This is a genomic window from Cyclobacterium plantarum, assembly GCF_011290685.1.
Taxonomy (GTDB): Bacteria; Bacteroidota; Bacteroidia; order Cytophagales; family Cyclobacteriaceae; genus Cyclobacterium; species Cyclobacterium plantarum.
The window spans coordinates 74,903-97,916 of the sequence record NZ_JAANYN010000006.1 but is presented as its reverse complement, the minus strand read 5'-3'; the positions used below and the strand labels follow the sequence as shown (position 1 = coordinate 97,916).

The window sequence follows — 23,014 nt, the reverse complement described above, 5'->3', positions numbered from 1 at the left end:
AAATCAAAATAAATGCTCTTTATTTGCAGTCAAAATACGAGATGATGTTTCCAATTTGTCTGGAAAAATTATTTGAAAGACTTTTAAGAAATCGACCTATACCTGGATTCCCAATCACCCATGAAATCAATACACATCTTATTGGTAGAAGATAATGAAGGAGATGTTTTTTTGACAACAGAAGCTCTTGAGGATAGCAAATTCATTAGTGAAATAAGTGTGGCAAAAGATGGTCAGGAGGCCTTGGATTTTATTTTTAAAACAAAAGGGTTTGAGGGCAAGACAACGCCGAATTTAATTTTGTTGGATGTTAATCTTCCCAAAAAGAGTGGACATGAGGTGCTGCAGGAGTTGAAATCACACCAAATTTTTAGAAAAATTCCGGTGATCATGCTAACTACTTCTTCTTCCAGAAGAGACATTGAGCTTTCTTATGAGCATCATGCCAATTGTTTTATCACCAAACCTGTAGAAGTATCCGATTTTCTGGAGGCCATTGCCTCCATCGAACAATTTTGGATGCGCATTGTTAGTTTGCCTAATTGAGCCCGGAATTTCCAGAATGGAGACAAATGGGATAAACCTTGAAAATTCTGGCTTCTGTTTATTATTGGTTGATTTTTTTGAATTTATTACTGCTTAGTGGTCTTCATATTTGGTTTAGTTCTATTGGATTGCTAAATTTTAAACATTAAATTTTACCAGTAAACCCGTTCAATCCAATGGTGCCAAGATTATCCAACCGGAGTATTTTAGTTTGTTTGCTCAGCCTTTTATTCTTTGCTTGCAATGAAGGTTCAATTCAGAACCAGGATGAGGAGAATAACTCCAAACCAAACATTGTCCTCATTTTTACCGATGACCAGGGATATGCTGACGTAGGGGTGTTTGGGGCCAGGGGTTATCAAACGCCTAACCTGGATAAAATGGCCGCTGAAGGTACTGTTTTTACCAATTTTCATGTGGCCAATGCGGTATGTTCTGCCTCAAGGGCTTCCCTGTTGACGGGTTGTTATTCCAATCGATTAGGTATTTATGGTGCTTTGTCCCATCAAAGCCAGCATGGACTGAATCCGGACGAGGAAACCATTGCAGAGATATTGAAACCCCAGGGCTATGCCACCAGTATCATTGGGAAATGGCATTTGGGACATATGGATCCATTTTTACCCACCGAGCAAGGATTTGACGAGTTTTTCGGGCTACCTTATTCCAATGATATGTGGCCTTACCATCCGGAAAGACCCGATTTTTATCCTCCTCTTCCTTTGTATGAAAACACAAAGGTTATTGATACTTTGGTAGACCAAAGCCAGTTGACAACCTGGTATACAGAGAAGGCCGTAGATTTTATTCAGCGAAAAAAGGATGAACCTTTCTTTTTATACCTGGCCCACAATATGCCGCATGTACCGCTCTTTGTTTCAGAAAAATTTAAGGGAAAGTCTGAAAATGGGATCTATGGAGATGTTATCATGGAAATTGATTGGTCTGTAGGGCAGGTGATGGAAGCTTTGAGAACCCATGGGCTGGCAGAAAATACCTTGGTGATTTTCACTTCTGACAATGGGCCCTGGCTTTCCTACGGCAGGCATTCAGGTAGCCCCGGGGAGTTGAGAGAAGGCAAGGGGACTTCCTGGGAAGGGGGTGTCCGAGTACCTACGATCATGAAATGGCCGGGTATTATCCCTGAAGGAAAGGTACAGGATCAGGTGGCAATGACCATAGATATTTTGCCCACCATAGCACATATTACAGGTGCAGCCCTCCCTGAAAAGAAAATTGATGGTAAAAATATTTTGCCCCTAATTAAGGTGGAAGAAAACGCGAGCTCCCCCCAGGATGCCTACTATATTTATTACAACCAAAACGAATTGCAGGCTGTTATTATGGGGAGATGGAAACTGGTTTTTCCACACAGGTACCGGTCTCTTCCGGATGATTTTGTTGCCCCGACAGATGGAATCCCTGGTAAATATGAAATGATTGAACTGGAGGAGATGGCCTTGTTTGACCTGGAAAATGATGTCTCGGAAAAGACAAACCTGATCCATGAAAACCCAGATATTGTCAAAGAAATGATGCAATTGGCAGATAAAGCCAGGGAAGACATGGGAGATGCCTTGAATGATAAGGAAGGGAAAAATCGCCGGTCCCCCGGCAGACTGGCTTCGCAAGACAGTTAATCTCTTAATAAATCCTTATATTGGGGATTTAGGCACAGGAATTGAGCCTTTTCGGCTTGTTGATTTTAGGAATTTTAAACCAAAATAATTTTATGGTAGAAAAGCATGAATACAGTCTTTTTGAGGATGTTTGCAAGGTAGTAGACCATGCGGCCAGTCATATGGATATCCATCCGGGACTTTTGGACCAAATCAAGCAATGCAATAGTATTTACAAGTTTAACTTCCCTTTAAGGAATGGTGATGGAAGCTACCAGGTTATTGAAGGCTATCGGGTGCAGCATTCTACCCATAAATTGCCCGTAAAAGGAGGGATTCGATACAGCAGCTTTGTAAATGAAGAGGAGGTTAAAGGGCTTGCGGCTTTGATGACATATAAATGTGCCCTGGTCAATATTCCTTATGGAGGTGCCAAAGGAGGGGTTGCCATTGATCCCACCAAATACAATGTTGATCAATTGGAAAAAATTACCCGAAGGTATACTTCAGAGTTGATCAAAAAGAAATTCATCGGTCCTGCCATTGATGTTCCTGCTCCTGACTATGGTACAGGTAGCCGGGAAATGGCCTGGATTGTGGATACATTTGAAGCCTTTAATCCCGAAGTTATCAATGCGAAGGGTTGTGTAACAGGAAAGCCCCTTTCCCAGCATGGTATAGATGGAAGAACGGAGGCTACCGGTATGGGTGTGTTCATCGGTATTCGTGAAGCGGTCAGTGTAAAAGAAGATATGGATGCTTTGGGTTTGACCGTGGGTCTCAGAGGTAAAAAAATCATCGTTCAGGGGCTAGGTAACGTGGGTTATTATTCTGCCAAATTTCTGGAGGAAGCAGGCGCCAAAATTATTGGAATTGCGGAATACAATGGAGGAATCTGGAATGAAGAGGGGATCGATGTAGATGCGATTAAGGCTTATCAAATTGCAAACAAAGGGTTTAAGGGGTATGCTAAAGGCACCTTTATAGAAGATAGTAATTCTTTACTTACCTATCCCTGTGACATATTGATACCTGCAGCTCTGGAGAACCAGATTACACTGGAAAATGCGGATAAAGTTCAAGCCAAAATTATTGGAGAAGCTGCAAACGGTCCTGTTACCCAGGATGCCAATAAAATTCTTTTGGAAAAAGGAATCATGATTATACCAGATATGTACCTGAATGCAGGGGGGGTGACGGTATCTTATTTTGAATGGCTGAAGAATCTTTCAAGGGTTTCTTTTGGGAAACTGGAGAAGCGCTATGACATGAAAAAGTATGAAGCCCTTTTAGAAAGTATAGAAAAAGCCACCGGCGATTCTTTTAGTGATGAACAAAAGGATTTGATCGTTAGGGGTGCAAGTGAGAGAGATTTGGTGAACTCTGGTCTGGAAGAAACCATGGTTACAGCCTATCATCACATGAATGGTGTGAAAAAAGAAAAGGGTATAAAAGATCTTAGAACCGCTGGCTTTATTGTAGCCCTGGAAAGGATAGCCATTTCTTACATGGACCTCGGAATTTTTCCTTAAGAGAATACCCTGCCATGAAAAAAAGACAGTTTCTGAAAAATTCCTCATTTCTTGTTGGGGCCAATTGGGTACTTCCTATGATCTCTTGCGATTCACCTTATAAAAAACAACAGGGTCCGGTGAGGACCAATTGGGCAGGGAATGTTACCTACAGTACCCAAAGATTGGAGGAACCAGAACAGGAGGGGGTGCTACTTTCAGCTGTTAAGCAGCAGGAAAAGATTAAAGTTTTGGGGACCAGACATTCCTTTAATGGCATTGCAGACAGTCAGCTGAGACAGCTTTCTCTTGAAAAGTTGGATCCAAACATTCAGCTTTCAGCAGATGGGAAAACGGTCTCGGTTAACGGGGCTGTACAATATGGGGTATTGGCCAAAATACTTCAGCAGCAAGGGTTTGCCCTTCATAACCTGGCCTCATTGCCGCATATTTCAGTTGCCGGTGCCTGTGCCACAGGAACCCATGGTTCGGGTGATCAAAATGGAAATTTGTCTACTGCGGTGACAGCCATGGAAATGATTAAATCCAATGGAGAAATTCGGCTTTTTAGTGAGGATTCAAATCCTGAGGAACTGAAAGCATCGGTGGTTCACCTTGGTGCTCTGGGTGTGGTGACCAGGATGCGTTTGCGCATTCAACCAACCTATACTGTCAGACAATTTGTTTATGAAAACCTTCCCCTGCAACAACTTAATGCACAGTTTGATACGGTTTTTTCTTCCGGCTACAGTGTGAGTTTATTTACCGACTGGGAGGGGGAAAAAGTAAATCAATTGTGGATCAAGAAGAAGGGGCAGGGTATAGGACAGGAAGATGCCATGCCCGAAAACTTTCTTGGAGCCTCTTTGGCCCAAGACCACCTGCACCCGATAAAAGAAATTTCTCCTATCAATTGCACAGCGCAAATGGGGCTTGCGGGAGCCTGGCACGAGCGGCTTCCCCATTTTAAAATGGACTTTACACCCAGTAGTGGGGAGGAGCTTCAATCGGAGTATTTTGTTCCCAGAAGTCAGGCTGTTGCAGCCATAAATGCCATCTATTCCATGGGGAATGAGATTTATCCTTTTCTGCTGATCTCAGAAATCCGTTCTATAAAGAAGGATGAACTGTGGTTGAGTCCTGCTTATGGCAGGGATAGTATAGCCATTCATTTTACCTGGAAGCCGGACTGGGAAAATGTCCGCAAATTGTTGCCGAAAATTGAAGCACAATTAAAACCATTTCAGGTAAGGCCTCATTGGGGCAAGTTGTTCACCCTAGACCAAAAGTACCTGAATGAGCAATATGAGCGGATGGATGATTTTGTAGGCCTGATGAAGGAAATGGATCCTTCAGGAAAATTTGTCAATGTATTCCTTCAAAAAAATCTTTTGTCAAAAACATAAAAAGAGCGGCCTCAATCAAATTTAAGGCCGCTCTTTTTTTATTCTTCAACTTTTAATAGTTCCAATACCTCCTCCAGTTTGGCTGGATCATCCCGGTAAGGAGAAAGGTCAAAAATTTCCACTCTTTTGAAGTCAATGGGGTGACTTTCACTTTGGAGTGAAATATAACCTTCTGAAATCAATTGACCGTCTTTTTTCACTTCAGGGTTATGGTTACTGACATTTCCTCCACCCATTTGCGGTTGGTAATAGGTAAGTACCGTGTCCTTTTCCAGAATATGGTGAATGACCGAATCTCCCAAAACAAGGAAATCAGCCACTACCCATTGCTCACCATGGTAGGTTTTGGATGATGAGTTGACGCAATGTGGAGTAAAAAGTTCGTTATCCATTACCACATTTGTGCCAGGTGTGCAGAGGTTACTGGTCGTTCTCGGGTTTTCACCATCTCCCCCAAGCAACTGCCCCTCTATTGAAATGGGGAAATCCTGATCTTTGGTCATTGTTTCCGGATCCTGTCCGTGTAACATGACGCCAGAGTTTCGCAATGCCCATCCTTCACCCTCCGGTGCCTGTTCTCCTACAAAGCGGTATTCTACCCTGTAGAGGTAATGAGAAAAAGACTCATCATAAAATATATGACCATACTGCCGGTCAAATGCTTCATACCCATCGTACCTGACCTTAAGTAAACCATCTTCCACACGGAAAGTATTGGCATAGTTTTCATCCAGTTCATGTTTGGAAATTTTTATCCGCCAGTTTTCCATGTCTTTCCCATTGAAAAGGCTTCTCCAGCCATTCTTGATGTCTATTTCCTGTTCCTGCTTTTCGGTGCCAGGCGAGCAAGCCATCAAAAGGCTACTTATTAGGATACAAATTATTGATTGAAAATGATTCCTTTTATCCATAATGCTATTGGTTATTGTAAATGTAATTTAAGGATTTTAATCTGGTTTTTTAATTGACCAGTATAGATGGGGTTAACGATGGCGTAAAATGGGCGGTCGGGTCCTTCAAAATTTAGCATAAACAGCAATTCAGCCGGTAAAGCTACAGGAGAAGCCCAGCCCGTTTTATTGCTGTAAATCTTTAGTCTCTGCGCTGGAGCTTTGGTTAATTGCTGATTGGGTATATTTTCCAGGCCCTCAAAGTAAGTCACGGCAAAGCCATTTTTCAATGCATATAACCCGGTAATCTCCCCCTCCGCCAAAACGGTACCATCATTTCCCAGAGGTATTTTTTGCCCTTTTATTTGGATAAATTGATCCGGATCCAAAGGTATGGATGCCTCCCATTCACCACCATTTCTCAGGTTATAACGGTGGATGAGGGGTTCTTTATTGAAAGCAAAATACAACTGATCCCCCAAAGCGCTGATCAATGCGGTAGGGGGCTCGAAATGAAGGTCTTTTTGGTATTGGCTTTCGGGGGATAATTTTAGAAATGGGCTGCTTTGACCGGTATTCAGATCCAATTTTTCCAGCAGATAATTGTCACGGTAATACCCCAAAGTATAGGGACTTTTATTGCCCCTGCCAGGATAAAAAAGCAGGAGATTGTTGTTCCATTTTTCTATAGTGCTCACGTTTCTCTTCAAATCCATGGCACCATTGGGAAAGGGCATAAACATTTTTTCCTTTAGCCGGAGTTCTCTATCCAAAAGTCCAATTTCGCCTTTAATTGACTGGGCTAAAACCTCGCCACTGTCTACTATTTTAATTGAATTGACATAAAACAATCCATTTTCTCCTTCCGCTGGTAAGGAATTTCTGGTCAATTCCCTACCGGTACTGTCAAACTTAAGGTATTCTCCAGACCTGTAATTGTAGATGATTCCCTGGTTTTCCCGAAAATCTCCCGCATGGATTTCTCCCTCAAAATCAATGGAAAGGGTGTCTTGCACGATCAGTTGGAATGCGAGGTCATTGTCTCTGACTCGAGGTCCGCAGGCAACCGCTAAAACCACGTAAAACAGTACCGGAAAAAATTTATAGGAACAAAACATTCCGAAATTTAAGCGCAATTTATAGCCAATTCAAACTTTTTATAAAAAGTAATGCATAATTTTTTGCTATAAATCTCCTTATTTCTTCTAAATTCATGACTGAAAGATTACTCCGGATATTCCTGCATTGGGAAAAATGATAACAACTTTAATCGATTTCAAACAATAGCTTTCGAAATAACCATATAAATAAAAGATGAATAATAAGCGTAGAAAATTCTTAAAAACCAGTGCGTTAGGGGCTGCAGGTGTTTCTCTTATTCCCTCATTTGTCATGGGCAAACCATTGGGATATGTGGCACCTAGTGATAAAGTTAACCTTGCCTGTTGTGGCATAGGTCATAGGGGTGGTAGTATCACCAAATCCCTGCATGATACTGGTCTGGCCAATATTGTTGCCCTATGTGATGTGGATATGGGAGCACCACATACAGAAGAGGTCATGAAAATGTTTCCCAATGTACCAAGATTCAAATATTTCAGAGAAATGTTTGACAAGATGGGGAAGGATATAGAAGCAATAAGCGTCGGCACACCTGATTTTTCTCACTTTCCCATTACCATGCTGGCCATGTCACTCGGAAAGCATGTATATGTAGAAAAGCCCATGGCCCGAACTTTTCAAGAGGTGCAGTTGATGATGGATGGGGCAAAAAAATACAAGGTGGCAACCCAAATGGGAAATCAGGGACATTCCGAAGCCAATTATTTTCAATTTAAGGCCTGGAAAGATGCAGGAATAATTAAGGATGTCACTAAAATGACGGCCCATATGAATGGCCGGAGAAGATGGCATGGCTGGGATACCAATATCATTTCTTTTCCGGATAAGCAGCCCATACCAGATACGATGGATTGGGATACCTGGCACACCACGGCACATGAGCATGCTTACAATGAGGATCTGGTGAATGGGCAATGGAGGTGTTGGTACGACTTTGGAATGGGGGCTCTGGGCGATTGGGGGGCGCATATTATGGATACTGCCCATGAATTTCTCGATTTGGGGCTTCCAGAAGAAATCATTCCTACCAGATTGGATGGTCACAATACCTTCTTTTTTCCCATGGAAACTACCCTGGAGTTCAAATTTCCCAAAAGAGCTGATATGCCGGCGATGACCATTACCTGGTATGACGGGCAAAACAACATCCCGCCGGTACCGGAAGGATACGGAGTATCCGAATTGGACCCGAACATTCCACCGCCAAGCGACGGGCAACTACAGCCGGCAAAGCTCAATCCGGGAAAAATCATTTATGGGAAAGACCTCACCTTTAAGGGCGGATCGCATGGCAGCACACTATCCATCATACCGGAAGAAAAGGCCAAAGACATGGCCTCTCAGCTTCCCGAAGTCATGGAAAGCCCTTCCAACCACTTTGCCAATTTCCTGAAAGCTTGTAAAGGCGAGGAAAAGTGCAGGTCTTCCTTTGATATTGCGGGACCGCTGAGCCAGGTATTCACCCTAGGAGTCCTTTCACAGCGCCTAAAGGCACATTTGAAGTTTGACAGGGAGTCCAAACAAATAACCAACCATGCCCTTGCTAATGAACTTTTAGCTGGCGTTCCTCCAAGAAAAGGATGGGAGGAGTATTATAAGCTATAATTGGCTTGCAGATGAATCGTTTTCAGCAATCCCTGCTGTTTGCGCTTTTCTGCTGGGGAATGGTTTGCTGCAAGCCTTCCCCTCAGTTTCCCGTCGAGGTTTCGGCCGAAACCATGCAGTAGGTATACGAACTGGTGAAAACTCCCTATAAATACGGAGTTGTGTTTCAGCACCGGGATACCACCAAAATGGTGGATAGTCCCACTATTTTCCGGTACGAAGGTGATTGGTACATGACCTCTATCGTCTTTGATGGAAAGCGGTACGAAACCTGGCTGGCCAAAAGCAAAAAACTGCTGGATTGGGAAGGGGTAGGACCTGGTGGCCCCTTCAGACCCATGTGATAAAGGATATATCCATAAACCATGGGTAATTCGTTGGGGGGAGTTACCTATCATTTTTACAATGCAGTTGGGGACAGGGCCAGGTTGATTGCACTGTCCACCTTCCTGCCTTAAAATTAAATAGTATGAAAAATTGGTTTAGAGTAAGTCTATTCATTTTGCTGATTCTTTTCCGAGGATCGGATTTGTTGGGCCAGGGTTTCGATCCGCAATTGGATCCCCCAAACATTGTAATCATTTTTGCCGATGATATGGGGTACGGGGATATCAAGGCCCTGAATCCACTATCCAAAATTGAAACGCCTGCCCTGGATCAACTGGTCGCTGAGGGCATTTCCTTTTCCAATGCCCATGCCAGTGCCTCAGTGTGTACACCTTCCAGGTTTGGCTTACTTACGGGAGAATACGCATTCCGGACACCCAAAGCGGCACAGGGCATCAGCGGATTTGCTCCTCTGGTGATGCAGGAAAACCGCCATACAATGGCCAGATTCCTTAAAAATGCGGGTTATCGCACCGGTATTGTAGGGAAGTGGCACCTGGGGCTGGATTGGGTCACAAAGGATGGTAAGCCCGCCGTATTGGATGCTGAAAGTGGCCATTCCAACGTGGATTATAGCCAGCCCGTTAGTGCCGGACCGAATGATTTTGGCTTTGATTATTCCTACATCCACCCGGCATCACTGGATATTCCCCCCTATGTTTTTCTGGAAAATCACCGGATACTGGATCCGGAAGTGATCCTGACTACAGAAGTGTATCCTATCCGAAAGGAAAACACAGAATTTTCCTGGGACAAAAAGCATAGTAACGATCAGGCCGTATACTGGGAAAAAGGCGTGTGGTGGCGTCAGGGGGAGATGGCGCCCTCGTTTCGGGTGGAAGATTGCCTGAATGAAATTACCGCACAGGGTTTGGCCTTTATCCAACGCCAATCGGCAGACAGCCCGTTTTTTTTGTATTTGCCGTTGACCGGACCCCATACTCCCTGGCTTCCCTCAGAGGAGCATAAGGGTAAATCGGGAGCTGGCCTGTACGGAGATTTTGTCATGGATATCGATCAGGTGGTAGCCAAAGTAAAGGAGCAGCTCCAAGGCCAGGGATTGCTGGAAAACACCCTGTTGATTTTTTCCAGTGACAACGGAGCCTATTGGCCGGAAGAAGAAATTTTATTGTATGGGCACGATTCTAATAGGGGAGTCCGGGGCCAGAAAGGCGATGTCTGGGATGGAGGCCACCGGGTTCCGCTACTGATATCCTGGCCGAAAGGCATAAAGGAAAAAGCAACTTACCCGGGCCTGGTCAGTCTGACCGATCTTTTCGCCACTTTTGGCGACCTGCTGGATCATGAATTGCCCGAAAGTGCAGCCATAGACAGCTACAGTTTTTTACCGGTATTGCAGGGAGATACGGGTTTCGTATCCCGTACCGAAATGGTACACCACTCCTCTTCGGGTATGTTTGCCATTCGGACGCAGGAATGGAAATTTATCGACGGACTGGGATCGGGAGGCTTTACCTATCCAGGCAGACTGGATCCTGAGAAGGCTGGTCCCAGCGGACAGTTATACCGAATAGAAGTAGATCCTTATGAAAAAGAGAACCGGTATACCGATTATCCACGGGTGGTAGAACAGCTTAAATCGCAGCTGGAACTGATAGTCGGTCAAAATTAAGATATTTGGTTCATTGGGTGTAAAATTTACTGGGTGTAGAATTTTCTACACCCATATATTCCTGACCTCGTTTAAAGTAGAACTCCAATATAAGCCATTTGTAATGGCTGAATAAAGAACATCTTACTATACAGATGATCAACGTGTTAAATCGTGTTTGACTGATTAAAAAAGTATCTAATTTGACTTCTTCATCGTATCTCGCTTGGTCATTTTTCATTTGAATTTTCGATTTTGATAAACTATTTTCAGCGATGGGAGAGGCTTACCAAATAAGACATCACTGCGGTTAAAAATTGATGATGATTTTTATAGGGTTATTGATTTTCATTTTGGGCATATATCTCTACTTTCGGATTATCCGGAGAGATGAAGTAGGTGTCCATAAATTTAATGCCGGTTATAAGGTTAGTAGAAACCTGTTTATTTATGCTCTAATAGTAGGAGGATTTATAACGGTAGCTAGGGAGCTGATTGTATGGTTGACATCCTAAAAGTTAGAGCTATAATTTAAAAGAAAAGTCTCACAAGCTCTGGCATTTTACTAATCTAGTTCCAAACTTTCAATCATCTCTTTTAGTTCATTGGGTTTTAGGTCAGCTTTTTCGCCTTTGTCGTAAATGGTAAGGAGGTAAACCGTTTCGGTAGCTATGTACAAATGAGTAACCACTCTTGCGCCGCCTCTTTTACCTTTACCTTTGGAAGAAATAGCCAGGGGAATTTTATAGCAACCATTTCCGATAAAAGTACCCCTTTCGGGATTTTGGGAAATGTCAGCTATCATTCCAGCAAATTCACTTTTCAGCGAGGGGAATTTTTTGGCCAGCCTCTTCAGTTCTTTCTCAAATCGATGGGTGGGGATAATATTATAACTCATCCAAAAGGTCCTGGGCTGATTTCAGTTCAAGTTTTCCCTGCTTATGTAGGCGCACCTGTTCGGCAGACTCCCTGAGGTCTTCCCAAAGCTCGGCGGCGGCAATCGACATGGGTTTTGCCTTTTTTATGAAGTCAAGGCTTTTTAGGACCTTCATTCCAAAAGCTGCCTGGTCATCGGGGATTTCGACTATTACTTTCATATTCCTTATTTTTTTGCATTTCGATATCCATACTTTTAGAAACATTGAAAAATCGTCAAAAGTTACAAAATTGACTATAATCACCAATAAGTAAAAATAAATAAAAAATTGTCAGCCTTTCAAGGACACTTTACAGAAATCGTGTTCCAGTTTGATGAGCGGCCCTTCAGAAGCAACCTCTGAAAGATTAATTTGAAGCCTGTCAGCTTTTATGCGCTCCTTCCGTTCACTCCCTGATTTGTTCAAATACAAATACCCCTTTCTTATTGGCCACAACAATATCGATAAGGCCATTGCCATTAAAATCTTCTGTAATCACATGTACCCCAACACCTGAGTCTTTATCGATTACATGTTGGGTCCATTGGGGTTTAGGTCCCGGAACAAATTCGTACCAGGATAAATAGGGCGTGTCGTATTCGCCGGGATCATTGCCCATATGGGCAAAGTATCGCTTGCCGGTAACCAGGTCCGGATACCCGTCGCCATTGATATCGACCAGTTCCAGGCCATGCGTTTGGGTAAAAGCATCGTCAATCAGGTGGGTTTCCCATTGTCCGGATTTTTTCTGTTCATGCCACCAGATACCCAATTTATGGGCAGATGAAGAGACCACATCCGGAAGGCCGTTTTCGTTAAAATCGTGCACGTACATTTGTGCTGCAGGCTCCCCCAGATTAGCAGCATGAAATTCCCAGGGACCTTTGGAAGGATCTGCGGGAGCTTCCCACCAGCCCCCGGTGATGATCAGGTCCTTTCTCCCATCCCCATTGATATCTCCCATCCCGAGACCGTGGGAAAATTGGGCAGTTCCCGGACTTTCCTTTTCACTGATCGGGTATTTTTTCCATTCCAGATCATCCGGGCGGGTCGGGGCCTTAAACCAGACCATTTCTCCCGTCTCCGGAATGCTGCCTACAAGATCTTTGACGCCATCCTTGTCCATATCGAAAAAGCCGGCCGACTCGTTGCCAAGGGATTCAGAGATCAGGTGTACCGGCCAGTGCCCGGGTTTGTTTTTTGGATTTTCAAACCATTGTACCTCTTTTCCGGGAAAGCCAATGCGGACAAAATCAACCCATCCGTCCTGATTGACATCCATGCCATAACTGATAAAGGCATTGCTGTAACCTTTGTCGTACTGGAATTCCTGTGGCTCTTCCAGTTCGTGTGCGGTCCAATCCGGTGCCTCAAACCAATAGGCCCCGGCCATTACATCCATCAATCCATCCTGATTGACATCTCCTATGGCTGCTCCTTCTGCCAGGAAGGTAGTGCTAAGGGTATGCTTTTTAAATGAAATAGAAGCGGCAGGCGCACCGGATAGGGTTTGCTGCGCAAGGCAGGGGCATGACCAGAGGCTTCCCATCAGGATGATGAAAGCAGTCGGAAATTTGGCATTAAAGGAGATTTGGTACAACATCTTATCTAAGGCTAAGTAGGTAATTCATTAAATCGTTGAACTGCTCCTGATTCAATGTGCTGCTGAAATAATCGGGCATCAGGGTAATGGTAGAAGCGGTTTGTTCGGCAATGTCGTTTTTAGCAACGGAAAATTCCTGCCCGCTCTGGTCTGCCATCACGATTACCTGCCCTTCCTCCCGTCTGAAGAGACCGGAGCGAGTTTGCCCATTTTTGAGTTTCAAGGTATAAGTCCGGAAGTTCTCGGAAATGTTTCGGTTGGGATCCAATACTTTGGTCGCCAGGGCGGTCAGTCCCCAGTTGCCAATACCGTCTAGCTGGGGTCCGATCATGGCTCCGCCTTCTTCAATCCGGTGGCACATGCTGCAATGCTGCTCGTACAATGCCCTTCCGGAGAGTACCTGCTGCTCATCTGCCTCAAAATTTTCAACACGTTCTGCAATCAGTCCTTGCCTTTCTTCGCTGACCGGCAATAAATTTTCCGTAAGTAGTTGGTAGGCTTCAATTTGCTCCTCCGAGGCATTGGCCAGGTAATTTTCTTCTACCGTTCTTTGTTTTAAGATCCTGGCAGGGGCTTTTCCCGCTCTTATAATGGCTATCAATTCACTTTTCCCTTCCCTGTTGCTAGCAAGTAGGGCGGCGATGGTTTCCTGTAATTCCTGAGGAGCATTGTTCATTCCCTCGCCCAGCAATTCCCTGGTTTGTTGGCTTTGATCAATACTCAGGGCTGCGGCTATTTTTTGGCGAAAACTCAAGGTGTTTTCAATATTGTACAGGCTTTTCTGCAGAAAGCTGGCCTGGCTGTCGGGTTCGGTTTCCATCAAGGCTCTGGCGGCGGCAATGCGGACATTTTCGTCCAGATAATTTTTATCGACCAGTGATTGAAGGTGAGGAATGTGGGATTTTATTCGCAGCTGCCTGGAAATTTCAGTGGCGAAATTCAATTGATCAATTTCTGATTCAGACCAGTTGTTGGATTTGTCCGTTAAATCACGGAGTATTTTATCGCTTAGGGTTAGATTCCAGTTTTTGATGGGTTCAGGCCAATCCATCCCCTGAAGGGTTAAACCCTGGTTCAGGGCTTTTGCTTTCTGGTAGTCGAATATGCCATCACCATTTAATTTTTGGGCCAGATGAACGACCATTTCCATTCTCGAGGCTGGAAGATTACCTGCAATGGCTGTGAGGTAGGGCAGAACCCGCTTTTCAGCAGGGGTTTGGTTTTGCAGGTAGCGCAACAAATACTCCCCTGCTATTCGGGATTGCACATCTGAAAAAACCAGTGCTATCATATCTGCTTCCTGTTCGGTCCATGATTCACCAGCCAGCACTGTGGCGATCTCCGGCTGCTGGGCATGTCTGAACAGGGCATGTTTTAGCGCATACTTTAAGTGACTGTCCTGATCGTTGGTTTGGAGCAGGCTGCTCATTATGGGCCGGACCATGGCCGGGTCATGGTGTATGATCAGGTTTTCGGCTGCCACCCTTCTGATATGTGCCTGATTATCTTCCAATCCGTTTCGGGTCCATTCAAAATGTTGGGGACTGAACTCCCGGCGGTCGCCAAGAATTCGGTGTGCATGAATCCTCACCAATAAATCCGGGTGTTGCAGGGCTTTTTCCAGGTTCTCTCCATCCAGTTCCTCTAACCGGTGAAGTGCCCATAATCCCTGAACCAATTGTCTCGATGGTGTTTTCTTATGATTGACAACTTTCTGAATGGCAGGCAGGGCTTCCTTTCCGTACCTGTCCACCAGCTCATCTGTAGCCACCATTCTTGTGTGTAATACCCTGTCTTTCAAAGCTTCGATTAATCTTGCCATGCTTGCCTGAGACCAGTCGATGACTTCTTTTTCCTGTCCATTATAGGTAATTTTCCAAATTCTTCCGCTGTTTCGGTCTCTTTCGGGATGATCCAGTGGCACCTCATAATGGCCGATGATGCTGTTGTAAAAATCAGCGATGTAAAGTGCTCCGTCAGGACCTACCTTAATATCCACAGGCCGGAACCAGGGGTCCTTGCTGACCAAAAAATCAGCTTGTCTGGTAGCTTTTGGACTGGACCCGTTAAAACTCATGGTAGATCTACTGATCCTGCAAGTGACTACATCACCAGAGTAAAAGCTGTTTTGGTAGGCTTCCGGAAATTGATTGTCAGTATAATAAACAAGACCTGACAGAGCGGTGGAATTGAGTCCGTAGTCCATCATGGTGGGGGCAAATCCCAGGTTTGGTTCCTTTTTGCCCCATTGGGTATAATTCCCATCCCTGATCAGCTGATAAATAGGCAGGGTATGGCAATCTGCAGAATAATGGTAGCCCAATTCGTCCAGATCAGACCCGAAGGGATTGATTCTACCATCGCTGGTTTTTTCTACCCGGCTACCATCTGCTGTAAACCGGAAGGTATTCCCCGATACCATTCGGATGGAATCTCCATCATTGCCGGCAACGGTAGAAACATTGCTGAAGCCATGAGAGGCATGTATCCAACCATCCAGGCCCCTGAAAAGGTTATTGACCATGCCATGGGTATCTTTGGTTTCGAAAGGACCCAGCAGGACCTCCCTTTTATCTGCACGGTCATCCCCATCCAAATCATAGAACCGGTAAATGTTGGGTATACTGAATCCGATTGCCCCTCCTTTTATTGGCTGGACTCCGATGGGAATATTCAGGTCATCAGCGAAATGAGTGATCTTGTCCGCTTTTCCATCCCCGTTGCTGTCTTCCAAAATGCTTATTCGGTCGCTTCCCTCTCCTTCCCCTGCTTTGATGGGATATTCCGATGACTGACTTACCCAAAGCCTGCCTTTCTCGTCAAAAGCCATATTAATGGGTTTACTGATGTCAGGCTCAGAAGCAAATAGGGTAACTTCAAAGCCAGGAGGAAGGATGAAATCAGCTTTCTCCTCCTCGGGACTTTGGAATTCTGTGGTCCTGACATGCTCGGCATATATGGGATCCGGACTTTCTTCTACATAGGTAGAAGCCTGTTCCCGGGGAAGTTCCACAGTTGACGGGGCTGGTTTGGGTTGCTGGCAGGCATATAGTACCAACAGCAATCCTATTATAGGTAATTTTTGGGTTTTCATTTTGCAATGCTGAGAAAAAGGTAATAATCCTTTCAACATAAGCTTTATTCCTCAAACATACAACTAACCGGTATTTCCTTTTTATTATTGGTAAAGAAAAATAAACTTTTTCCTGCTTTAGTTGTCGCTAACTCCTGTCTTTTGTTGTTTTTAAAAGGCCTAATCCTGAACTAAAAAATACAAAGCCCAAAACGAAGAGGACCAAAATGGTTTTCCAGTCAGCACCTTCAGGTACTAAAAAAAGGTAGGACCCGTAAACCAATGCGCCTAATCCCAGTATGGTCAATAAGGGTCCAAATATGCGTTTAAAATTCATAATAATTTTTTAAAACTTAATTCTCAAAAATACTGCCAATGTTTCCGATATCCCAAAGTCCACCTGGTAGATGGGCGCAAACCTTTTTGTTTACATATCAAACTTGACATACAATAAAACTGTGCAACTTGCCACTGTACCCATATCGGCACCTACTAAAAATCAGTATCCGGTTCTTCCAGATTTAACCTTTGAACCCAGATATTCCGGAATAAGACTTCATGTCCCTCTGCCTGCAGCTTTATTCCACCAGGGCGGTTGGTAATGCCTTTTCCACCATCCCTACCCCCGTCCAGACCGGAATTGGCTCCTCCCCATACTTGTGAGATAGATTCGTTTTCATGGATTTTTTCTCCATTGAAGTAAATGGTGGTCATGGCCTTTTCAGATAGATTTCCGCTATCATCAAACCGGGCGGCCCGAAAGCGAATATCGTAAGCATTCCATTTTCCGACGCCGTTATAAACCCTGTAGGGGGCTGCTTTTTCATTGATAATGGCGGCCATTCCGTGGTCTGTACTGTCACCATCCAGAATCTGAATTTCATAACGGTTTTGCAGGTATACGCCACTATTTCCCCCTTCCTCTTTGATCAAGAACTCCACATGAAGCCTGAAATCAGTGAATTTCTGCTTGGAAACGATATCTGCCGCTCCATATTTACCACCTGCACCTGCGGGATCATTGGAACTCACAGCAGTGCCTTTGTCCACTGGATCCGGGACAATTTCCCATTTGATGGGGAGTTCTGCGGCCAACCTGGGTCCTTCCCAATAGGTCCAGTTTTTATGAAGGGACCGCTTTTTACCGTTAAAGAGCTGGTCAGCACCTTTTGGGGCTTCCGCACCCACTCCGATTTGGGCCCAGGAAGGCAAGTTGATTAACACCGCCAACAAAAGCAGGGGAAAAGATTTGATCATATAAGTCATGGTAGCTTTTTGAATAATACTATGGGAAAAGTAGGAATGCATAAATTATTGATGCACATCCCTTAACAAGTCATTGATTGTTTTAACAGGATTAAAGGTAATCAGAGGCACTTCCACAAATATGGAATTCCAATTGGCCATAGAACCATTCCAAAGGCCCGGTAATTCCTGGGCTTTTAAGTCCCTTCCACTTTTTGATTTTTGTGTGATAAATCCGGTTTTTGGATCCCTGAAATCCATCAGATTAAATGCATTTCCCTTATAGTCTTTAATGCCACAGACCAAATCGGTAGGGTTAAAGTGGGTAGAGGATTTGAAAATTTTCTCCTGTGCGGCATTGTTGAGGTCAAGCTGCGCGGTTTCAGCGATTTGCAGGGAAAAGGACCCGTCTGCTTCTTTTACCCAAAAAGGCCCTCCACCTGGCTCTCCCGTATTTTCTACCATTCCACAAACCCTGATAGGACGATTGAGTTTTTTTCTTAAATGCGCTGCTCTTTCCTGCAGTGTTTTTGAAGCGAAGGAGGGGGAGAGTTTGCCGCCAATTACCCCGGTGAATACTTTGGAAGCCCTTTCAACGGTAACTTCGTCTACGGCCAAATCCAGGTCTTTGAGTGCTTTGAAGGCCTTTTCCTGGGCATGCAAGAGTATGCCTCCAATCGCTTTTTTATAGGTAGTGGTGGTGTCTTTTAGCCGATCTGGAACAACATTGTCTATATTCTTGATAAAAACCAAATCCGCATCTATGTCATTGAGGTTTTCCAATAAGGCACCATGGCCGGCTGGTCTGAAGAGGATCGATCCATCTTCTTCCATAAAAGGCTTGTTCTCCAAATCCACGGCAATGGTGTCCGTAGACTTCTTTTGTTGAGAAAAGCTGATGTGAAAATGGACACCAAATTTACTTTCCATTGCGGACTTTACTGTCGCTACTTTTTCCTCAAATTTCTTTTGGTGCTCGGGAGAAACAGTGAAGTGAAGTCGAACGGTTTTGCCTTTACCTATACCATATTGTGCTCCTTCCACAAAATGTTCTTCTACTGGTGTCCGGCTTCCATCTGGATAGTTGTGAAACTTTAGTAAACCTTTGGGTAAATTACCATAACCCAGACCTTTGTCCTCCAGCAGATGTGCAATGATGGTGGAATATTCCTTGTTTCCCAGGGCTTCCTTCAGGCTGCTGCCGGCGTTCTTCAGGCTTTGATCCAAATCCTCATAAAAGGCGAATGATTTGATTTCAGAGATGAATTTTTTAACAAAATCATCCTTATCCAGGGATGTATCCTTTTTTTCCAGAAAGGAAAAAAGGTTTTTAAACATTCTGCTGGCCGCCCCGCTGGCCGGGACAAATTTAACAATTACCATCTCACCGGATTTGGCCTGGTAATCATCCATGGCTTTTTGCAGGCTTGTCTCATTTAGTTCGATGATGCCATCACCTATTTGAGCAGCTTTTTGGATGTCCAGAAAGGGGAAGCCGGATTCAAAGTTGTTAATTTGCTCTTCCACTACTTCCAGGGGCATGCCTTGTTTCTCGATTTGTTGCTTTTGATCTTTGGTTAACATGGATTGAAAAATGTATTAAAGGTTTTAATGACTTTCCAATATAGCAAATCCATTCGTCAAAGGCCCAATATATTGAGGATAAAATCTCTCAGGGCAACTAATTTGGTACTTAATAAACCTCTATTTTGGTCATTTATACCAGCTTAATTCAGATAAAAACAAGAAAAGATAAACATTTTTAACTGCATTTGATTTTGAGTAGCTGTAGGATCTATTTTTCTGACCTGTATCTGCAGGGTGAAAAAACCTGAGCCTGCCGTGATATCTTTGAAAAATGACAGAACGATTGAGAGGAAAGGTTAAAGATTATAGAAAATAATACTAGGAGAAGGAGCTAAGATTCTCATATGAGTACCAACAAAAAACCAAAACCCGAAAAATCCTGCCTGGTTTGTGGCCGGCCTTTTACCTGGAGAAAAAAGTGGAAAAAAGACTGGGAACAGGTGAAATATTGCTCCAAAAAGTGTCAATCATTGCGGCCAAAGCCCCAGGATAATCCAGCATGAACATCTGCCCGGTTACTGTCGGCAATTAAGCCTGTAACCAAGGAATGGCTACCCACAAAAAAGCCACCATATTGCAAACCAAACCCTCCAGTCAGGCCCGCAACCTGATGTTGCATCCAGGGGGAATATATTTCCAGTTTGCCCAATATCAATCTTGGGGTCAATACAAGCAGATCAGGACCGCTTAATTGCTGGTTCCCATTTTCATTTGCCATTCTTTTTTGCGCATAAAGAGATACCTGAAATTGCTTTACAGGGCTAAATTCTACATAGGCTGCCAGAAGTTGGGGTAAGTTGATCTTGGTAAGAGAGCTCTCCCTGTCAATGGTAAAATACCCGCTGTCAATCAATTGCTGTTCAATGTCAGCCACATCTCCCTCTAAATTATCAATTCTAAAGAATTCATTCTGGGGAATGTTCATGGAATAATTGCGTGTTATTTGATCCTGTGGGGCGGTCATGCTTCCGAGGTTTTTTATGGATAGCCCCGTATTGAGAAAAGTTCTCCCAAATGTTCTTAACTGGTAATTTACCCCCAGATCCATGGCAAAACCGTTTGGCGAAAGGCCCTGCCATAGGTTTTGATCAAAGGCATTGCCATTGTTGCTGTCCCACCTTTCGTCATAAGACAAATTTAGGGCTCCAGTGGCATTCGTCAGACTGATTTGGTCGGATTCACTCACCAGAGTGGCCTGGATTTCATCCAATCCCAAATTGGCGTAGGTGCCGGGAAACAGGGCTTTAAAGTGACCCCCAATCGATAGTGCGTGTAAATCATTGTCTATCAGGCTGGTTCCTACCATTAATCCCAACTCCATCCATCCTATTGTATTGAGGCGTTGGTTATATGGTATATTCAGTACGGTTTGGCTGTTGTTTCCCGAAATACTCTCTGTCACTATTGCATCGCCCAGATCGGGGTTGAAATCAATGATATCTGCCTTACCTTTTAACTGAGAAGTGAATCCAAACGACCATTTGTCTATCCGAAGGCCAACAGATGGACCCATAATTGAAAAATCCGTTCTTAGGTTAACTGGTTCTGAGATATTTTGAAAGATGGTTTCCCATTGGTCGGGATCATCCAAAATATCCTGATAGGATAGAACGTTGTTGCTTAAAGACGCATCAGCAGAGAAAAAAGTCACTTCCACTTTTTTTGAAAGGTTGTTTAATTCCGCCGGATTCATCAAAGCATTGACCATACCCTTGCGCTGGCTGTTTTGAATTCCATAAAATCCCTGTTGACCCAGCACGGGTAACATTGTGATAAATAAAAAGTAAATGAGTGCCGCTTTTTTCATGTTTTACTGCTGATTGAAAGCTTTTACAGATGTCAAAAATTTTACAAAAATAATTATTTTAGGGGAATTAGTGATAAATTTTGAAGAAAAAATAGCGTAATTTGATCTCACTTGAACTTGCTTTTGGTTTTGAATGACTTTTGCTACAATGTTGAATAAAATACAATGGCTTGCTGTAGTTTGCTTTTTAAGTAGCCTCGTTTCCATGCAAGCCTATTCGCAATCCACTGGTTCCCTGTTTTTGTCTACCGGAATACAAGATTTTACGGGCAGGGATCAGGGTTTTTCGCACCAGAAATACTCCGGTATCCGGAGCATGAGCACTGCCACCTTCCAGCTTCACAAACCACAAAAAACCGAGTTGTTTCAATTTGATTTTGCCTATGGTCCGTTGAAAAACAGGATAGGCAATTCAATGAATGCAATGACCATTGGATTTTTGACCTATACCTATTACCATAAAAACAAACCTGAGGTGAAAAGCCTCCATTGGGGATGGTCCAACCAGAATCTTTTCAATATCAGAAGTCACAATGGTTTTTCAAATTATAGCCTGCGATACGATTACTTTTCATCCTTAGGTCCATCAGTACGGTACATAATGCCTCTCCAATGGAAGGGACAGCATTTCGAATGGCATACCTTGTCCCACCTGCAGGTTGTGGGGTTTCAAATCAAATCCGGGTATATTGGTGCCAACCCCGATGGCTATTCCGGAGAAAATACTATCATGGGAAATTTTTTCGAGAGCATGGAGCCTTTTATTATTGGGAAAGACTGGAACTTCGGGTTGACTTCGTCTTTTTATTGGGAACTTCCGTCGGAAAATAAGCTTGGTTTAAACTACAGGTTGGATATTTCAGGCCTGCAGGGGATCCAGCCTGTAGCAAGCTTTGGGAATGCTTTGTTGTTGGTTTTAAAGGTTAAATTATGGTAAAGCAAACCAGGTTGTTCTTTCTTTTTCTTTTCGTTTTTTCCTCCTGTGAGCAGTGGGTCATGCCCCAGGATCCTGGGTCAGGTGCCCTGGAGGTGTTTGATCAACTGTGGGAGGATGTGTATGCAAGGTATTCATTCTTCGATCATAAAAATCTGGACTGGGAGCAGATCCGGGAGCAGTACAGGCCGGAAGTCAATGCGGAAATGGGCCAGCTCGAGCTGTACGAACTTTTGGCTGACATGTTGTTTGAACTCAGGGATGGGCATGTCAACCTGAGTACTGGGTTTAACCGAAGCAGGAACTGGGAATGGTATCAGGAATTTCCGGTCAACTATGATGAAAATCTGATAGAAGAGTCCTATCTGGGAAGGGATTACTGGATTAGTGGTCCTTTACAGCACCAAATGCTGGATGATGTTTTATATGTCAATTACCGGTCTTTTGCCCAAAGTATTTCCGAATCCAATCTCCAGGTTGTGGTGGAAAGAGCCAGAAGAAGCAGGGGGGTGATCATTGATGTAAGAAATAACGGAGGGGGTAATTTGAGCAATGCATCCCTTTTGGCTTCGGCTTTTGCTGAAGAAGAAATGGTGTACGCCAGACAGAGAATTAAATCGGGACCTGGAACAGGTGATTTTGGCTCTTGGGAGGACATGAAAATCAGCCCCCGGGAAGATGGGACCTATCTTGGGCCGGTGGTGGTATTGACAAACCGCAGGTCTTACAGCGCCACCACTTTTTTTGCACAGATGATGAAGGTGCTTCCCAATGCCATTACACTGGGAGACCAAACCGGAGGGGGAGGAGGCACTCCTGTTTTCGGAGAATTGACCAATGGCTGGACTTATCGTTTTTCAGCTACCCAGACCATTGATCTTGAGGAAAGACAATTGGAGGACGGAGTGCTGACAGACCTAAGGGTTGACCTATCTGAACTGGCCGCGAGCAGAGGGGAAGATAATCTGATAGCTACGGCCATTGCCGTAATCCGCAGCAATAATTGAAATTTTGCCCCTTATTCAAACTGGGAAAAATTACAAGTTTGCTTATCTTGTACCACTTATAAATCGGGGTTGGTTTTCGGAATTGTTGGTATTTGATTCAAATGATTTGGAAACCTTATTTTTATTTTAAAAATAAACAGAAA

Annotated in this window: 20 protein-coding genes; 10 read left to right on the top strand and 10 right to left on the bottom strand. The window is 44.0% G+C overall.

Annotation, left to right across the window (positions count from 1 at the left end):
- Positions 1–120 precede the first annotated feature (120 nt).
- The 4 genes from G9Q97_RS15020 (at position 121) to G9Q97_RS15005 (ending at position 5,082) form a co-directional block, all read left to right on the top strand.
- Positions 121–546 (top strand): response regulator, encoded by a 426-nt coding sequence (locus G9Q97_RS15020; RefSeq protein WP_166148222.1) that lies wholly within the window; start codon positions 121–123, stop codon positions 544–546.
- Between the two features lie 176 nt (positions 547–722).
- Positions 723–2,186 (top strand): sulfatase family protein, encoded by a 1,464-nt coding sequence (locus tag G9Q97_RS15015; protein ID WP_166148221.1) that lies wholly within the window; start codon positions 723–725, stop codon positions 2,184–2,186.
- A 92-nt stretch (positions 2,187–2,278) separates the two neighbouring features.
- Positions 2,279–3,697, top strand: coding sequence for a Glu/Leu/Phe/Val family dehydrogenase (locus tag G9Q97_RS15010; protein ID WP_166148219.1), 1,419 nt, complete (start codon positions 2,279–2,281; stop codon positions 3,695–3,697).
- Positions 3,698–3,711: 14 nt separating this feature from the next.
- Positions 3,712–5,082: a D-arabinono-1,4-lactone oxidase gene (locus tag G9Q97_RS15005; protein ID WP_166148218.1), complete on the top strand. Its 1,371-nt coding sequence runs from the start codon at positions 3,712–3,714 to the stop codon at positions 5,080–5,082.
- 38 nt (positions 5,083–5,120) lie between these two features.
- Here G9Q97_RS15005 and G9Q97_RS15000 read toward each other — a convergent pair whose 3' ends face one another.
- Both G9Q97_RS15000 and G9Q97_RS14995 read right to left on the bottom strand, forming a co-directional pair.
- On the bottom strand, positions 5,121–5,936 hold the full coding sequence (locus G9Q97_RS15000; RefSeq protein ID WP_166148216.1) for a 3-keto-disaccharide hydrolase: 816 nt from the start codon (positions 5,934–5,936) through the stop codon (positions 5,121–5,123).
- Positions 5,937–6,004: 68 nt separating this feature from the next.
- Entirely contained in the window at positions 6,005–7,090 is a 1,086-nt protein-coding gene (locus G9Q97_RS14995; RefSeq protein WP_166148215.1) for a hypothetical protein, read from the bottom strand.
- Between the two features lie 196 nt (positions 7,091–7,286).
- Here G9Q97_RS14995 and G9Q97_RS14990 point away from each other — a divergent pair, with 196 nt between their 5' ends.
- The 3 genes from G9Q97_RS14990 (at position 7,287) to G9Q97_RS14980 (ending at position 10,719) form a co-directional block, all read left to right on the top strand.
- On the top strand, positions 7,287–8,699 hold the full coding sequence (locus G9Q97_RS14990; RefSeq protein ID WP_166148213.1) for a Gfo/Idh/MocA family protein: 1,413 nt from the start codon (positions 7,287–7,289) through the stop codon (positions 8,697–8,699).
- A 134-nt stretch (positions 8,700–8,833) separates the two neighbouring features.
- Complete coding sequence (locus tag G9Q97_RS14985; protein WP_187357727.1) at positions 8,834–9,043, top strand: hypothetical protein; 210 nt, start codon at positions 8,834–8,836, stop codon at positions 9,041–9,043.
- Positions 9,044–9,168: 125 nt separating this feature from the next.
- Positions 9,169–10,719, top strand: coding sequence for a sulfatase family protein (locus tag G9Q97_RS14980; RefSeq protein WP_166148212.1), 1,551 nt, complete (start codon positions 9,169–9,171; stop codon positions 10,717–10,719).
- A 544-nt stretch (positions 10,720–11,263) separates the two neighbouring features.
- Here the strand turns inward: G9Q97_RS14980 and G9Q97_RS14975 are convergent.
- The 7 genes from G9Q97_RS14975 to G9Q97_RS14945 all read right to left on the bottom strand — a co-directional run bounded on the left by G9Q97_RS14975 (position 11,264) and on the right by G9Q97_RS14945 (position 19,120).
- Positions 11,264–11,596 (bottom strand): type II toxin-antitoxin system RelE family toxin, encoded by a 333-nt coding sequence (locus G9Q97_RS14975; protein ID WP_166148210.1) that lies wholly within the window; start codon positions 11,594–11,596, stop codon positions 11,264–11,266.
- Entirely contained in the window at positions 11,586–11,795 is a 210-nt protein-coding gene (locus G9Q97_RS14970) for a hypothetical protein (protein ID WP_166148208.1), read from the bottom strand. The genes G9Q97_RS14975 and G9Q97_RS14970 overlap by 11 nt, the downstream gene beginning before the upstream one ends.
- A gap of 226 nt (positions 11,796–12,021) precedes the next feature.
- On the bottom strand, positions 12,022–13,218 hold the full coding sequence (locus G9Q97_RS14965) for an FG-GAP repeat domain-containing protein (protein WP_246255703.1): 1,197 nt from the start codon (positions 13,216–13,218) through the stop codon (positions 12,022–12,024).
- A gap of 1 nt (position 13,219) precedes the next feature.
- Positions 13,220–16,312 (bottom strand): PVC-type heme-binding CxxCH protein, encoded by a 3,093-nt coding sequence (locus G9Q97_RS14960; RefSeq protein ID WP_166148206.1) that lies wholly within the window; start codon positions 16,310–16,312, stop codon positions 13,220–13,222.
- 127 nt (positions 16,313–16,439) lie between these two features.
- Positions 16,440–16,628, bottom strand: a complete 189-nt coding sequence (locus tag G9Q97_RS24800) for a hypothetical protein (protein ID WP_166148204.1) — start codon at positions 16,626–16,628, stop codon at positions 16,440–16,442.
- A 155-nt stretch (positions 16,629–16,783) separates the two neighbouring features.
- Positions 16,784–17,548, bottom strand: a complete 765-nt coding sequence (locus G9Q97_RS14950; protein ID WP_246255728.1) for a 3-keto-disaccharide hydrolase — start codon at positions 17,546–17,548, stop codon at positions 16,784–16,786.
- A 54-nt stretch (positions 17,549–17,602) separates the two neighbouring features.
- Positions 17,603–19,120 carry a DUF4301 family protein gene (locus G9Q97_RS14945; protein WP_166148202.1) on the bottom strand — a complete coding sequence of 506 codons (1,518 nt, stop codon included), beginning with the start codon at positions 19,118–19,120 and terminating at the stop codon, positions 17,603–17,605.
- A gap of 347 nt (positions 19,121–19,467) precedes the next feature.
- Between G9Q97_RS14945 and G9Q97_RS25395 the strand changes: the two genes are divergently transcribed.
- Positions 19,468–19,626, top strand: a complete 159-nt coding sequence (locus tag G9Q97_RS25395) for a DUF2256 domain-containing protein (RefSeq protein ID WP_166148200.1) — start codon at positions 19,468–19,470, stop codon at positions 19,624–19,626.
- Here the strand turns inward: G9Q97_RS25395 and G9Q97_RS14935 are convergent.
- Entirely contained in the window at positions 19,587–20,930 is a 1,344-nt protein-coding gene (locus tag G9Q97_RS14935; protein WP_166148198.1) for a DUF5723 family protein, read from the bottom strand. The genes G9Q97_RS25395 and G9Q97_RS14935 overlap by 40 nt on opposite strands.
- 148 nt (positions 20,931–21,078) lie before the next feature.
- On the opposite strand from G9Q97_RS14935, the gene G9Q97_RS14930 reads away from it, so the two are divergent.
- Complete coding sequence (locus G9Q97_RS14930) at positions 21,079–21,867, top strand: hypothetical protein (RefSeq protein WP_166148196.1); 789 nt, start codon at positions 21,079–21,081, stop codon at positions 21,865–21,867.
- Positions 21,861–22,871, top strand: a complete 1,011-nt coding sequence (locus G9Q97_RS14925) for a S41 family peptidase (RefSeq protein WP_166148195.1) — start codon at positions 21,861–21,863, stop codon at positions 22,869–22,871. The genes G9Q97_RS14930 and G9Q97_RS14925 overlap by 7 nt, the downstream gene beginning before the upstream one ends.
- Positions 22,872–23,014 lie beyond the last annotated feature (143 nt).

Bases quoted from the DNA above. Each gene is read 5' to 3' on its own strand.
- G9Q97_RS14975 (WP_166148210.1), bottom strand. From the start codon at position 11,596: ATGAGTTATAATATTATCCCCACCCATCGATTTGAGAAAGAACTGAAG.
- G9Q97_RS24800 (WP_166148204.1), bottom strand. From the start codon at position 16,628: ATGAATTTTAAACGCATATTTGGACCCTTATTGACCATACTGGGATTA.
- G9Q97_RS15005 (WP_166148218.1), top strand. From the start codon at position 3,712: ATGAAAAAAAGACAGTTTCTGAAAAATTCCTCATTTCTTGTTGGGGCC.
- G9Q97_RS15010 (WP_166148219.1), top strand. From the start codon at position 2,279: ATGGTAGAAAAGCATGAATACAGTCTTTTTGAGGATGTTTGCAAGGTA.
- G9Q97_RS14970 (WP_166148208.1), bottom strand. From the start codon at position 11,795: ATGAAAGTAATAGTCGAAATCCCCGATGACCAGGCAGCTTTTGGAATG.
- G9Q97_RS14960 (WP_166148206.1), bottom strand. From the start codon at position 16,312: ATGAAAACCCAAAAATTACCTATAATAGGATTGCTGTTGGTACTATAT.
- G9Q97_RS14965 (WP_246255703.1), bottom strand. From the start codon at position 13,218: ATGTTGTACCAAATCTCCTTTAATGCCAAATTTCCGACTGCTTTCATC.
- G9Q97_RS14990 (WP_166148213.1), top strand. From the start codon at position 7,287: ATGAATAATAAGCGTAGAAAATTCTTAAAAACCAGTGCGTTAGGGGCT.
- G9Q97_RS15000 (WP_166148216.1), bottom strand. From the start codon at position 5,936: ATGGCTTGCTCGCCTGGCACCGAAAAGCAGGAACAGGAAATAGACATC.
- G9Q97_RS14930 (WP_166148196.1), top strand. From the start codon at position 21,079: ATGTTGAATAAAATACAATGGCTTGCTGTAGTTTGCTTTTTAAGTAGC.
- G9Q97_RS14945 (WP_166148202.1), bottom strand. From the start codon at position 19,120: ATGTTAACCAAAGATCAAAAGCAACAAATCGAGAAACAAGGCATGCCC.
- G9Q97_RS14980 (WP_166148212.1), top strand. From the start codon at position 9,169: ATGAAAAATTGGTTTAGAGTAAGTCTATTCATTTTGCTGATTCTTTTC.
- G9Q97_RS25395 (WP_166148200.1), top strand. From the start codon at position 19,468: ATGAGTACCAACAAAAAACCAAAACCCGAAAAATCCTGCCTGGTTTGT.
- G9Q97_RS14950 (WP_246255728.1), bottom strand. From the start codon at position 17,548: ATGATCAAATCTTTTCCCCTGCTTTTGTTGGCGGTGTTAATCAACTTG.
- G9Q97_RS14935 (WP_166148198.1), bottom strand. From the start codon at position 20,930: ATGAAAAAAGCGGCACTCATTTACTTTTTATTTATCACAATGTTACCC.
- G9Q97_RS15020 (WP_166148222.1), top strand. From the start codon at position 121: ATGAAATCAATACACATCTTATTGGTAGAAGATAATGAAGGAGATGTT.
- G9Q97_RS14925 (WP_166148195.1), top strand. From the start codon at position 21,861: ATGGTAAAGCAAACCAGGTTGTTCTTTCTTTTTCTTTTCGTTTTTTCC.
- G9Q97_RS15015 (WP_166148221.1), top strand. From the start codon at position 723: ATGGTGCCAAGATTATCCAACCGGAGTATTTTAGTTTGTTTGCTCAGC.
- G9Q97_RS14995 (WP_166148215.1), bottom strand. From the start codon at position 7,090: ATGTTTTGTTCCTATAAATTTTTTCCGGTACTGTTTTACGTGGTTTTA.